This window comes from Skermanella sp. (assembly GCF_059503625.1).
The window spans coordinates 1-12,591 of sequence record NZ_JCACHA010000678.1 but is presented as its reverse complement, the minus strand read 5'-3'; the positions used below and the strand labels follow the sequence as shown (position 1 = coordinate 12,591).

Annotated in this window: 10 protein-coding genes; 7 read left to right on the top strand and 3 right to left on the bottom strand. The window is 66.5% G+C overall.

The features are described from left to right. The 3 genes from AC5JJ6_RS21910 to AC5JJ6_RS21900 form a co-directional block, all read left to right on the top strand. A partial coding sequence (locus AC5JJ6_RS21910; protein WP_496044095.1) for an AAC(3) family N-acetyltransferase occupies positions 1-694 on the top strand: 694 nt, incomplete at its 5' end. Beyond that, positions 627-1,919, top strand: coding sequence for a hypothetical protein (locus tag AC5JJ6_RS21905; RefSeq protein ID WP_496044094.1), 1,293 nt, complete (start codon positions 627-629; stop codon positions 1,917-1,919). The genes AC5JJ6_RS21910 and AC5JJ6_RS21905, both read left to right, overlap by 68 nt. A gap of 107 nt (positions 1,920-2,026) precedes the next feature. Beyond that, positions 2,027-2,506: an anthrone oxygenase family protein gene (locus tag AC5JJ6_RS21900; protein WP_496044093.1), complete on the top strand. Its 480-nt coding sequence runs from the start codon at positions 2,027-2,029 to the stop codon at positions 2,504-2,506. A 21-nt stretch (positions 2,507-2,527) separates the two neighbouring features. On the opposite strand, the gene AC5JJ6_RS21895 is transcribed toward AC5JJ6_RS21900, so the two are convergent. Beyond that, positions 2,528-2,959: a PAS domain-containing protein gene (locus AC5JJ6_RS21895; RefSeq protein WP_496044096.1), complete on the bottom strand. Its 432-nt coding sequence runs from the start codon at positions 2,957-2,959 to the stop codon at positions 2,528-2,530. A 235-nt stretch (positions 2,960-3,194) separates the two neighbouring features. On the opposite strand from AC5JJ6_RS21895, the gene AC5JJ6_RS21890 reads away from it, so the two are divergent. Further along, a complete protein-coding gene (locus AC5JJ6_RS21890; protein WP_496044092.1) occupies positions 3,195-4,928 on the top strand; it encodes a SulP family inorganic anion transporter in 1,734 nt (577 codons plus the stop codon). A gap of 13 nt (positions 4,929-4,941) precedes the next feature. On the opposite strand, the gene AC5JJ6_RS21885 is transcribed toward AC5JJ6_RS21890, so the two are convergent. Then, positions 4,942-6,327, bottom strand: a complete 1,386-nt coding sequence (locus tag AC5JJ6_RS21885) for a glycosyltransferase family 4 protein (RefSeq protein ID WP_496044091.1) — start codon at positions 6,325-6,327, stop codon at positions 4,942-4,944. Between the two features lie 397 nt (positions 6,328-6,724). Here AC5JJ6_RS21885 and AC5JJ6_RS21880 point away from each other — a divergent pair, with 397 nt between their 5' ends. From AC5JJ6_RS21880 to AC5JJ6_RS21870, 3 genes are read left to right on the top strand one after another with little or no spacing between them, the layout of a single operon-like run. Continuing rightward, positions 6,725-8,056, top strand: a complete 1,332-nt coding sequence (locus AC5JJ6_RS21880; protein WP_496044090.1) for a putative O-glycosylation ligase, exosortase A system-associated — start codon at positions 6,725-6,727, stop codon at positions 8,054-8,056. Positions 8,057-8,087: 31 nt separating this feature from the next. Beyond that, a complete protein-coding gene (locus AC5JJ6_RS21875) occupies positions 8,088-9,227 on the top strand; it encodes a glycosyltransferase family protein (RefSeq protein ID WP_496044089.1) in 1,140 nt (379 codons plus the stop codon). Further along, positions 9,224-11,116 (top strand): glycosyltransferase, encoded by a 1,893-nt coding sequence (locus tag AC5JJ6_RS21870; protein WP_496044088.1) that lies wholly within the window; start codon positions 9,224-9,226, stop codon positions 11,114-11,116. Before AC5JJ6_RS21875 ends, AC5JJ6_RS21870 begins: the two co-directional genes overlap by 4 nt. 4 nt (positions 11,117-11,120) lie before the next feature. On the opposite strand, the gene AC5JJ6_RS21865 is transcribed toward AC5JJ6_RS21870, so the two are convergent. Beyond that, complete coding sequence (locus AC5JJ6_RS21865; RefSeq protein WP_496044087.1) at positions 11,121-12,116, bottom strand: methyltransferase domain-containing protein; 996 nt, start codon at positions 12,114-12,116, stop codon at positions 11,121-11,123. Positions 12,117-12,591: the final 475 nt, after the last annotated feature.

The window sequence follows — 12,591 nt, the reverse complement described above, 5'->3', positions numbered from 1 at the left end:
CGACGTACGGGAAACCCCGACCGGCATGGGCAAGATCGCCGAGACGCTGCGCCGCGACGAGCGAAGCCGCCGAAGCATCCACCCGACCCACTCCGTCGTGGCGCGGGGCGCCCGCGCCGACTGGCTGGTGGCGGACCATCACCGGTCGCCGTTCGCGTTCGACGCCGATTCGCCGCTGGGGCGGGTGCTCGAGGCGGACGGCTACATCATGGGCCTGGGCACCGACCTGGGTCCGGTCACCTTCTACCATGTGCTGGAAGACCTGTGCGGCGACAGCTTCCCCTTCCCCGTCTATACCCCCGACAGCCCTGTCGTGCGCGAGGTGACGGGCTGGGGCGGCGAGCGCCTGAAGGTGGCCGTCATGGCCCATTCGTCCGTCGTGTCCGCCGACCGGATCGACAAGCCGACCGGAACCGGCGTGCGGGATTACGTCACCCGGTATCTGGAGCGCGACGGCGGCCTGCGGTGGATTTCCGTCGGCGAGGGCAAGGCCTGGGTGATCCGGGCGGCGGATATGTTCACCTGCCTGGAATGCCTGATGGTCCAGGGTGTCACGATCTACCGCGACCCTGCCGAGTCGGCCAGCGCCGGTCGCGGGTTTTTGGCGAACGAAAAGGATGGTTTCGGTGCCGGTACAAGATCTTCTGCCCCGCATGGTGCCCCGAGCGGTAAAAGACAGGCTGCGTCCGCTTAAGAAGCTGGCCGATTTCCAGCGGTTGCCGGCGGCGGCCAAGGCGGCGGTCCGGCGCGACCGCGACGGCCTGGAAGCGGTCGCCGATCCGGGGATCGACGCGACCGTCGCGGCGGCACTCGACTGGCTGGGTCAGGCGCAGGACAACTCGGCTACGCGGGACGGCGGAGTCGCGCGTCACTACAGCCTCGTCGGCGGCTGGTCCGCGTCATATCCGGAGACGACGGGCTATATCGTCCCGACGATGATCGAACAGGGCCGGCTGCGTAACGATCCGGCGTTGCTGGAACGGGCACGCCGGATGCTCGACTGGCTGGTGTCGATCCAGTTCCCCGACGGTGGTTTCCAGGGTGGAACGATCGGCCAGGAGCCTCGGGTACCGGTGACCTTCAACACGGGCCAGATCCTGCTGGGGCTGGCGGCCGGCGTGGCGGAATTCGGCGACGCCTATCGGCCGGCCATGACCAGGGCCGCCGACTGGCTGGCCGGGAGCCAGGACGAGGACGGCTGCTGGCGGCGCTTTCCGACACCCTTCGCCAGCCGGAACGACAAGAGCTACGAGACGCATGTGGCCTGGGGGCTGCTGGAAGCCGCGCGGCTGGACCCGTCGCGCACCTGGGGAGATGCGGCGCTGGCGCAGGTCCGCTGGGCCGTCGGCCGTCAGAAGCCGAACGGCTGGATGGCGGATTGCTGCCTGGAGGAGCCGCAGCAGCCGCTGACCCACACGCTGGGCTACGCCCTGCGGGGCATTCTGGAAGCATGGCGGTTCTCGCGCGATCCGGCATTCCTGGAGGCCGGGACGAAGCTTGCCGAAGGACTGCTCGGGTGCCTTGACGAACGGGGAACCGGACGCCTGCCCGGCAGGCTGAATGCCGGGTGGAAGCCGGCCGTCGACTGGGTCTGCCTGACCGGATCGGTCCAGATCGCCCATTGCTGGCTGATGCTGTATCAGGACACCGGCGATACCCGATGGCTGGAAGCGGCGAAACGGGTCAACGGCTTCGTCCGCAGGACGGTCGCTGTGGGCGGCCCGTCCGAGACCCGCGGCGGCGTACAGGGCAGCTTTCCGGTGGATGGCGACTACGGCACCTTCGAGTATCTCAATTGGGCGGCCAAGTTCTTCATCGACTCCAATGAACTGGAGCGAAAAGCCGACAAAAAAGAGCAGGAAAACCAGCAGCACGCCAGTGCACGGAACGATGCTTCGGACAGCCAGACGAAACAATGATTTAGACGCCGATTATTTAAGGACCTGAACCGCACCCCCCTTGCTCCGAAAACGATCTGCTGTCTTTTCTTCATGGAGGATGCGGATGATCTTCATGGAGGAAGCGGATGAGCGAGGGGGTCCTTGCCGGGTTGATCGGCATGACGGCGCTGGGGTGCGGGATCGTCGGCGGCGTGTTCTTCGCGTTCTCCTCCTTCGTGATGACGGCGCTGGGGCAGTTGCCGGCGGTGGAGGGGATGGCGGCGATGCGGTCGATCAACAGGGTCGCGGTCACGCCGCCGTTCATGGGAGCGCTGTTCGGGACGGCGGCGGCCTGTCTGGCGCTGGCGCTGACAGCCTTCGGCGGCTGGGCCGGAGAGCGCGCCGGATGGCTGCTGGCCGGGAGCGGGACCTACCTGCTGGGAGTGGTCGCGGTGACGGCCGTGTTCAACGTCCCGCGCAACGAGAAGCTGGCGCGCATCGATCCGCACAGCGCCGAAGGAGAGCGCCTCTGGCAGCGGTACCTGGTCGAATGGACGGGCTGGAACCATGTGCGGACGGTGGCGGGCAGTGCCGCCGCGGCGCTTCTGATGGCCGCCTTGCGCTGACGGCGACCCGGAAAGACGGCTTCACTGGGCGGTGTCGAAAGCCACGACGGTGAAGATCATGTTCACCGCCACGTCATCGTCGGACAAGGGAAGGTGGATGTTGGCGACGCCGCGCACGCTGCGCACCCGGCCGACATAGGGAGGCTCGGATCTGATCGGGGCTTTCGTTTCGACGACGGCGGCCCGGTAGGTCCACAGATAGTTTCCCGGTCCGAACCCAGGCATCTGGGAAAACAGCTTGCCCGTGTGGTTTCCCTGCGACCTGTCCACCACACCGGAACCGACCAGCCTGAACTTGAAATCCAGTGGATCACGAAACACGTCGACCAGTACGATCCATGGAGTAAGGTGTGGAACTTCCAGGAGTGGATCGAGATCCCGGCGGGCCGGCATCGTCCGGCCGGCTCTCTTGCTTTCCCAATATGCAAGAGCGTCTTGAAGGAGTTGTTCCATATTATCACTCAATGTTTTCGGCACTCTGTCCGATAACTCCCGCGCTTCGCAACAAAGAAGCGTCCAGTGATCGAATAGGCAGCAGGTAGCATCCGGGAAGTAGCTGCCAGCGTTGACGACATACCAATTTTTAACAACAATTGGTATAATCGACTCCGAAAGTCGTGGCAGGTTTGCCCGATCCCATGCTCTTTTGAATTGGCGCCCCGACACAGCGGAAAAAGAAAGCAAGACCATGGCCGCCCGGCCCGCCGAACCCACCTTCGCGGAACTGTTTACCCCCAAGCTCGTCACCATCCTGCGCGAAGGCTACGGGCTCCTGGATCTTCGCGCCGACGCCATCGCCGGACTGACCGTCGCCATCGTGGCTCTGCCGCTGTCGATGGCGATCGCGATCGCCTCCGGCGTCACGCCGGACCGCGGGCTGTTCGCCGCCATCGTCGGCGGCTTCCTGGTGTCGCTGCTGGGCGGAAGCCGGTTCCAGATCGGCGGTCCCGCCGGCGCCTTCATCGTGCTGGTGGCGGCCACGGTCGAACGGCATGGGGTGGACGGACTGCTGCTCGCCACCATGATGTCCGGAGTGTTCCTGATGGCGATCGGCTATCTCCGGCTTGGCACCTATATCAAATACATCCCCTACCCAGTGACCGTCGGGTTCACGGCCGGGATCGCGGTCATCATCTTCGCCAGCCAGCTCAAGGAGTTGCTGGGCCTTACCCTGGAGGGCAAGGAGCCGGGCGCCATCGTTCCCAAGGTCCTGGCCCTGGCGGAGGCGCTGCCGACGATCAACGCCGCGGCGGCGGCCGTCGCGCTGATCACGGTCGGGCTGATCCTGACGGTCCGGCGCACCCGGCCGCACTGGCCGGCCCTGCTGATCGCGGTCGGGGCCGCGGCGGTGGCAAGCTGGGTCCTGGGCCTGCCGGTCGAGACGATCGGCACCCGGTTCGGCGGCATCCCGAACTCCCTGCCGCTGCCGGAACTTCCGGCCTTCTCGGCCGGCAAGGCGCTTGCCGTCCTGCCGGACGCCGTGGCCTTCGCATTGCTGGGCGCCATCGAAAGCCTGCTGTCGGCCGTGGTCGCCGACAGCATGAGCGGGCGGCGTCACCGGTCGAACTGCGAACTGGTGGCGCAGGGCGTCGCGAACATTGCCTCGCCGCTGTTCGGCGGTATCTGCGTCACCGGAACCATCGCGCGCACCGCGACCAATGTCCGGTCGGCCGCGCGGGGTCCGGTCGCCGGCATGCTGCACGCGGTCTTCCTGCTTCTGTTCATGCTCGTGGCGGCTCCGCTGGCCAGCTTCATCCCGCTGCCGGCGCTGGCCGCCGTGCTGGCCGTGGTGGCCTGGAACATGGCGGAAAAGCACGAGTTCGCGACGCTGCTGCGGGCATCGCGCGGGGATGCGGTGGTGCTGATGGCGACGTTCCTGCTGGTCGTGTTCCGTGACCTGACGGAAGGCATCGTGGTCGGGTTCGGGATCGGCGCGCTGCTGTTCCTGCACCGCATGGCGCAAGCGGTCGAGATCGAGAGCGGCCGGCCCCGCCTGGAGGAGGATCGGGCCGATGCGGTAGATGCCGGTGTCCGCCGGCCTTACGACGCCGGCATGGCGAGCGATCCCGACGTGATGGTCTACCGGATCTCGGGAGCGTTCTTCTTCGGGGCAGCGGCCACGGTCGGCTCGGTGCTCGACCAGCTGGCGGAACACCCCAAGGCCTATGTGCTCGACCTGTCGGAGGTCCCGATGCTGGACTCTACAGCCGCCATCACGATCGAAGGCTTCGTGCGCAAGGCGCACGGCAAGGGTGCGGCAGTCTATATCGCCGGAGCGCAGCGGCAGGTCCTGCGCGCGCTGCTGACCCATGGCGTGCGGCGGCCACGGGTCAGGTTCCGCTCCACGGTAGCCGATGCGATCAGGGATGCTCATGCCAAGGCAGGCGGCCCCGGGATCGGAGCAGCCCCGGCCGAGGCCTGAGGCTACCGGCCCTTCAGGTCGGGGCGCCGCAGTTGCTGACGCGCCGGGCAGCCACCGGCTCGGTCACCTCGATGCAGAAGTCCAGCAGGCGCTCGAACTGGATATCGCGCGACAGCCCTTCGCGCGCGGCCGGCGGGAGGCCGGGCAGCCTGCCCCCGGCGGCGTCCTTGGCCGCCAGCCAGCGGCGGAGCTGGTTCGCGATCGCTTCCGGATCGTTGGAGAAGAAGCCGGCCTGACGCTCGCGGATCAGGCGGGCGGGAACGCCGTCCTCCAGCCCGATGCCGAGGATCGGGCGGAGAACGCCGAAATACTCGAACAGCTTGGCAGGCACGTTGCCCTGCTCGCGCGGGTTGTTCCATTGCAGGAGCAGCAGCACGTCGGACCGGCGCTGGATCTCGAGCGACTGCTTATAGGGAACGGCGGGGTGAACGGTCACCCGGTCGCCGACCCCGGCCTTCTCGGCCGGCGGCATGACGAGTCCCGGGTCGCTGCCGTAGAACTCGATCCGGATGCGCCGGCGCTCGGGTCCCAGCAGGGCCAATGCCTCGAACAGCGCGGACGGGTCGCGGCGGCCGGAATAGAGAACGCCGGCATAGGTGATGGTCAGGTCGGGCGACGATCCGGATGACGGCAGCGTAGCAGGCGGCGGATCCGGCTGGAGCGGAAAGTCCTGCGGGTCGTAGCCGTTGTAGATCGTCGCGACCGGCTTGCCGTACTTCGCCCGGTAGAACGCGCTCCAGGGTTCCGACACGGTGACGATGCCGCTGGCGCTGCCGGCTACCCGGCGCTCCATCCGGTCGAGCAGCGCCATGCGCCAGTCCGGTGCTTCGAAATAGGGATCGTCGGCCCAGCGGTCGCGAAACTCGGCGATCCACGGGACGCCCAGCTTGCGGCTGAGGTGATGGCCGGCAAGGAACGCGGTGAAGGGCGGGCCGGTGACGTAGATCAGGTCGGGCTTCCAGTCGCGGCAGGTGCGCCTGGCTCCCGCGATCGCCCAGGGCAGCCAGCCGACATAGCGGTCCGGCAGGTTGGACAGGTTGAGGTAGTAATCGCTGACAGTCGAGAGCACCCGGCCCACCAGCGAGCCGCGTCCGCCGCCCGCCGCACCGGACGATGCTCCCGGTGCCGCCCCGCCGCCCGGCTTGGGCGCACGGCGGAGCAGGCGGTTGCGCAGGTTGCCGACGACGTCGATCGGGCGGTTGACGTCGATGGCGCGGGTCCAGGTTACCCGGTCCGCCGGGATCTCCAGCGGCAGCGTCTTCGACAGGTCGGGTTCGCGCGCGGTCACGACCCGCACGTCGACATTGCGCCGCATCAGGTACTTGGCCAGCTTGCCGACCCGGATCGCGCCGATGGTGTTGGACGGCGGGAAATACCAGGACAGGATGAGCACCTTCATGGCGTCGGCACCCTCCGGCCGCTCGGCGGGAGATCCTGGCCGCGATGCCCTGGCCTGATCGATCGTCGAAGAAGCAAACCCAGTCAACCTTAGTCCTTTCGGCCCCATTACTTCAGGCCTGATCCCATGATAGTGCGCAGCACCCGCCGGCCAACCCGGGGCTGGTGACGGGAAGGTCCCAGGATATTGCCATGCGGCATGAAACACACCCCATATATCCCTATGCAAAAAGTCAAATGGGGCCGCTTGGGCGAAATGGGCGTACTTCCAGTTTCGAATTGACCCTTACGGGTCTGAACATCGTAAATGACCGCAGTGTTGCGGCTCAAGTCCGAACATTCGATAATCTTTCCCGCGAATTGTATAGATTATGTTGATTCCGGCAGGCGGGGACTGAATGCGCTCCCTCATTTTGTTCATGGTCTTTCTGGTCCTTGCGGTATTGTCCCTGACGATGCCTTCGATCGGGGTGCTGACATGGGCCTGGATCGCGATCATGAGCCCGCACCGGCTGACCTGGGATTTCACCTACACGCTTCAGCTCAATCTGGTGATCGTCGTCATCACCTTCATCGCCTGGGTCGTATCGCGGGAACCGAAGCGCCTGCCGATGAACTCCGCCACCGTCATGATCATGCTGTTCATGGCCTGGATGACGCTGACGACGATGACTTCGCTGGCGCCGGCGAACTCCTGGTTCCACTGGGACCTGCATATCAAGAACCTCGTCTTCGCGCTGGCGGTGATGGCCGTTATGCGCACCCAGGTCCGCATCCAGGCGCTGATCTGGATCATGGTGCTGTCGATCGGCTATTTCGGGGTCAAGGGCGGCGGCTTCACCATCGCCAACGGCGGCGCCTATACCGTGCTGGGTCCGCCGGAATCGATCATCGAGGACCGCAACCATCTGGCGCTGGCCTGCTGCATGATCATCCCGATGATGAACTACCTGCGGGTCACGACCGCCAACCGGCTGATCAAGATCGGCCTGATGATGGCGATGGCGCTGACCATCATCTCGGTGATCGGCAGCTATTCGCGCGGCGGCTTCCTGGCGTTGAGCGTGACCGCCCTCGTGTTCTGGCTGCGCTCTTCCGGCAAGCTGATGACCATGGTCCTGCTGCTTGCCTGCTTCGTCCCGGCCGTCTCGCTGATGCCCGCGAGCTGGAAGGACAGGATCGGCACGATCGAGAACTACCAGAAGGACGACTCCGTCCAGGGGCGGTTCGACGCCTGGAACTACGCGATGCGGGTGGCGAAGGACCGGCCCCTGCTGGGTGGAGGCCTGGCCACGACCGAGGTCGGCGCGGTCTTCCACAAATACGTTCCGGGACGGCCGCAGCGGGCGGCGCACAGCATCTATTTCCAGGTGCTGGGCGACCAGGGACCGATCGGGCTGATGATCTTCTTGAGTATAGGCGTGGTCGGATGGCTGAACACCCGGTCGATCATCCGCCTGAGCAAGGGGAAGCCGGAACTCGAATGGGCATGGCATCTGGGGCGGATGATGCAGGTCAGCTTCATCAGCTACTTCGTCGCCGGTGCCGCCCTGTCGATGGCCTATTACTCGGTGTTCTTCCTGTCGGTCGTGATCGTGGCGCTGGTACGGGAAATCCTGGTCAAGGCGGAGCGGACGGCGGTACAGCCGGCGGGCCGGGTCAGGCGCGGAGGATTCCTGCGGCCGGCGGATGCGCCTGCCCCGGCATCCGCCTCGGTCCCGGCAAATTGACGACACTGCGGAATCCCGGCCGAACACCGACATGATCACCGTCACCGAACCGATCATCTGGGGCGACGAGCACGTTCCGGTAAATACCGGCTTGCTCGAAACCGTGGTGCGCGCCTTTCCCGGCGAGCGCGTGCGGTTCTGGGGCGAAGCCGGGCACATCGCGCTGATCCGGGCGCTGATCGACCCGAAGGACGGCGCCCGGGTGGAATTCCGCGAGACCCGGCTGCCGCCGCGCGATGCCGGCTTCAAGGAGCGTTTGCGGCAAGATGCCGGCTTCGTCGGCCGGTTGCTGGAGGAGGCGGCCGGATCGCACCTGATCCTGGCAAGCTCCTGCCCGTCGCTGATCGCCGCGCTGAAGGTTCGCGGCCTGCGGACCAGTGTCCGGAGCGTCCATATCGTGCTTCACGGCAACCTGACCGTGCTGTGGTCCTGGAGGTCCCGCAATCCGCTCACGCGGCTGACCGATCTCCGCACGGCGATGGGCCTGCCGAGCCGGCTGCCGGTCCGCTACTTCGTGATGGAACCGGCGATCCGGGGCGAGTTGCTGGCAACCCTGCCCCGGCTGAACCCGCTCGACGTCCGGCTGCTGCCTCATCCGGTCAGTTCGGTCGAGGCCTCGCTGGAGGGCCGCGGGGACCTGGAAACACCTGTCCGGATCGGCTTCATGGGTGCTGCTTCGGCGGAGAAGGGCTTCGGCGCATTCCTGGACATCGCGCGCCGCGCGGCGGGACCTGAGACGGAGTTCCACGCGGTCGGCCGGCTGGGAGCGGACATGGCGGGCGAAGACCTGGGCGTGCTGGCGACGAAGCCGCTTGCGGCGGGCAAGGTCGGACGTGCCGATTATGTCGAGCGGCTGGCGGGAATGCACTACGTCTGCATGCCCTACGGGGCCGAACACTACCGCTACTCGCCCAGCGGGGTTCTGGCCGACGCGCTGGCGCTGGCGCGTCCGATCCTGGCCTTCGACCTGCCGATCTTCCGCGACCTGTTCGACCGGTTCGGCGATATCGGCCATCTCTGCCGCGACGCGGAGGAGTTGGCCGAGTTGATCCGCAGCGGGTTATGGAACCGGGTCCGCTACAGGGATCAGGTGGAGACGATGCGGGAAGCGCGGGCGCCCCGACTGGCGGACCGCCTGAAAGACGATCTGAGGATGGCGCTGGGTTCATGATCACGGTTCTGTTTTCCACCTTCAACGGCGCGGATACGCTGCCGGAGATGCTGGATTCGCTTACAAGGCTCGTCCCGCCGCCGGGCGGCTGGAAACTGGTGGCGGTGGACAACGGCAGCACCGACGGCAGCGGCGACCTGCTGCGCTCGTCCGCCGGGCTGCTTCCCCTGACGGTGCTGACCGAGCCGGCCAAGGGCAAGAACCGGGCGCTCAACCGGGGGCTGGAAGCCGTCGAAGGCGACCTGGTGGTGCTGACCGACGACGACATCGTGGCATCCGGCGACTGGCTGACCGCTTGGGCGGCGGCGGCGGACCGGCTTCCGGAGTTCGACATCTTCGGCGGGCGGATCGTGCCGCGCTGGGGAATGGATCCGCCGGACTGGCTGCTGGGCGAGGTGCCGCTGGGACCGGTCTACGCCACGACCGACCCGGCCTGGACGGAAGGACCGATCCGGGCCGGCTGCGTCTGGGGACCGAACATGGCGGTGCGGCGCCGGGTATTCGATGCGGGACACAGGTTCGACGAACGGATCGGTCCCGATGGAACCATGGCCTACGCCATGGGCAGCGAGACGGAATTCACCCTGCGGCTGGAGAGCCTGGGTTTCCGCAGTGCCCACAGCCCGGCGCCGGTGGTGCAGCACCAGATCGCTGCCGCGAGCATGACGCAGGAATGGATCCTGCGCCGCGCCTACCGCTACGGGCGGGGGGAGCGGATGCTTCAACTGGCGACAGGAGGAAGAAGCGATGCCCGGCTGTTCGGCTATCCGCGCTGGATCGTCCGCCAGTGGAGTGAAAAACAAATCGGCCTTATGAGGGCAAGCCTTCGCGGTACGGAGCGGGAGCGGTTCCGGCTGCGCTGGGATGTCAGCCGGCTGCGCGGAGCGCTGTCGGTGAAGGAGAACGAGGCGCCGTCGAGGACCGCTGCGGTGCTGCGCCCGCAGCCGCCGGCAGTGAACGGCGAAGCACCCCGGTTCAGCGTCGTGATCCCGACCCATAACCGGGCGGGGCATCTGGCGGAAGCGATACGCTCCGTCCACGACCAGACATATCCGGCGCATGAGATCGTCGTAGTCGACGACGGCTCGACCGACGATACCGCCCAGGTGGTGGAAGCGCTGATCCGGGACGGCATACCCGTGCGCTACCTGCGTCAGCCCAACCAGGGTGCCGCCGCGGCGCGCAACCGGGGCATCCGGGCGGCTGAGGGCAACTGGATCGCCTTGCTCGACTCGGACGACACGTGGCTGCCCGGCAAGCTGGCCGCTGCCGCCGCCCTGATCGCAGCGGACGATGCGCTGGACTTCGTCCACTCGCGCTGCGTCCATGATTTCGAACTGGCCGCCGGCGGCATGCCGGAACCGGTGCTGACGGTGGAGGAGCGCTGCGACCCGGCAGCGCTGATGGGCGGCTGGCACATCAAGACGTCGAGCGTCGCGATCCGGAGCACCCTGCTGGACCGGCTGGACAGCCTGTTCCCGACCGATCTTCGGACCTGCGAGGACTACGAACTGTTCTGGCGGGCGGTCACGGCTGCCCGCCGCATAGGCTTTTCCAGCGAGCCCGATACCGTGATCGCCAATATCCCGACCAGCCTGTCGCGCGAGGACGCGATGGTGCTGCCGCGCATGATGGACAACATCGAGGCGATGAGCCGCGTCATCCGCTGGCTGAACGGCCACCCCCGGCAAGCGCGGCTCCAGCCGATCCTGGAAGGCCGCCGCTACTGGGCCGCCCGTATCCTGCTGACCCGCGCGGCGCGGGAGAGGCGGTTGCTGGAAATGCTGGGATGGCTGCTGCGCCACGGCCTGTCCCGCTTCGAGATCGGCCGCGCCGTGGTTTCGGCCGGACGCGGCGTAGTCAACGGCGAGAACCCATCGGGGCTGTAATCGCCTACTCCTTATCGTAGACGACGTCCCTGCCCCGGTAGAACTTCAGCAACTCGCGGTCGGAGATCGGCTGGTCGGCCTTGGTTCCGAAGAAATAGACGCCGCCGGCGGCGTCCAGGGCGCCTTCGCGGCTGGCCAGGATGCGGTCGAAATACTTGATCGGAGCGGTGGCGAGCTTCACGCCGACGCGGACATATTTCCGGATGGCCGGGCTGGTGAAGAAGCTGAGGCAGAAATACTCCAGCGACCATGCCAGCGCGCCCGCCGGCCCCAGCGCCATGCCGGCCTTGATCTGGGTGAAGTGCCGGAACAGGCGGCGGTGGCCCAGGAAGGTGAAGCGGGTGAAATCGTAGCGGCCCATATGGACCTGCTGCATGAACGGCGTCACCGAGTAGACATAGCCGCCGGGCCGGAGCACGCGGGCGATTTCGGACGCGCAGCGGAACGGGTCGGCGACGTGTTCGAGCACGGCAACCGCGATGACGGCGTCGAAACTTTCGTCGGGAAACGGCAGATCGTGGAGGTCGCAGACATAGTCGGCCCCCTCCCCCAGGATCACGTCGGTATAGGTGTAGCGGACGTTGGGGAGATCGGGGTATCGCTTGTCGCCGGCGCCGACCACCAGGATGCGGGCGGCGGGGAGTGCCTTGGCGACGTACTCGACCGACTTTTCCGAACTCCAGTCCGACGCGTTGACCGAGAAGTAGATCAGGCGCTCGGCGGCCCGGCGGAGCGCCGCGCGGAGACGGTCGGTCGATGCGGGAGCTTCGCCCCTCAGCATGATGGTCTCGACGGAGATGCCGGCGCCCTTGCGCGACTTCGTGAAGTCGGCGATGGCGAAGACGCTGTTCTCGTCGTTGATCAGGACAGGCGTACCGTCCACCACCGGGAATATGCGCCGGCAGGCGGCGCCGGAGCAGACGAGGTGCGAAGCATCGGCCGTCTCAAGGAGAACCGAGCGGCAGCGCGGGCAGACGAGGCCGGTCGCCAGCTGTGTCATGTCGGAAGTAGCGGAAGGCCGGAGCACTGGTTCGGCAGTCATGACACCTTGGCGGGAAACGGTAGCCTTCCCTGAAACTACCCGATGGTTGCCGAGGTTGGCGCGTGCTCAGGTGGGGTATGACGTCATCGTCCCGGTGCAATGACCATACGATCCGGCAGAACTCCTTGAACTCCGTCCCGATACCGATAGCCCTACTTAATTCTTTGTTGAAATCTCAGTGTAGATGCATTTCTAATATAGTCAGGTTGAGCTTGGCTCCTGTCGCTGACGCCAGCTCTGCCACGATTTGAGGCAGGAGCTTCAACAGTGCTACGGTACGGTTTCGTACTTTGGTCGGTCCTAAGCTCCTGACCTCGCGAGCCGGGCGTCCTAGTGCCGCCCGGCTCCCCCTCTCCTCGCCCATCAGATTCCGGCCGGTCAGTTCATGTGGATCAGGTCGGCCTTGAGGTCGGACGCATGGACGCCGATCAGG

What these genes read in the sequence shown, in the direction of transcription:
- AC5JJ6_RS21890 (WP_496044092.1), top strand. Translation starts at nt 3,195, where the DNA reads ATGGCCGCCCGGCCCGCCGAACCCACCTTCGCGGAACTGTTTACCCCC.
- AC5JJ6_RS21900 (WP_496044093.1), top strand. Translation starts at nt 2,027, where the DNA reads ATGAGCGAGGGGGTCCTTGCCGGGTTGATCGGCATGACGGCGCTGGGG.
- AC5JJ6_RS21875 (WP_496044089.1), top strand. Translation starts at nt 8,088, where the DNA reads ATGATCACCGTCACCGAACCGATCATCTGGGGCGACGAGCACGTTCCG.
- AC5JJ6_RS21895 (WP_496044096.1), bottom strand. Translation starts at nt 2,959, where the DNA reads ATGGAACAACTCCTTCAAGACGCTCTTGCATATTGGGAAAGCAAGAGA.
- AC5JJ6_RS21885 (WP_496044091.1), bottom strand. Translation starts at nt 6,327, where the DNA reads ATGAAGGTGCTCATCCTGTCCTGGTATTTCCCGCCGTCCAACACCATC.
- AC5JJ6_RS21870 (WP_496044088.1), top strand. Translation starts at nt 9,224, where the DNA reads ATGATCACGGTTCTGTTTTCCACCTTCAACGGCGCGGATACGCTGCCG.
- AC5JJ6_RS21865 (WP_496044087.1), bottom strand. Translation starts at nt 12,116, where the DNA reads ATGACACAGCTGGCGACCGGCCTCGTCTGCCCGCGCTGCCGCTCGGTT.
- AC5JJ6_RS21880 (WP_496044090.1), top strand. Translation starts at nt 6,725, where the DNA reads ATGCGCTCCCTCATTTTGTTCATGGTCTTTCTGGTCCTTGCGGTATTG.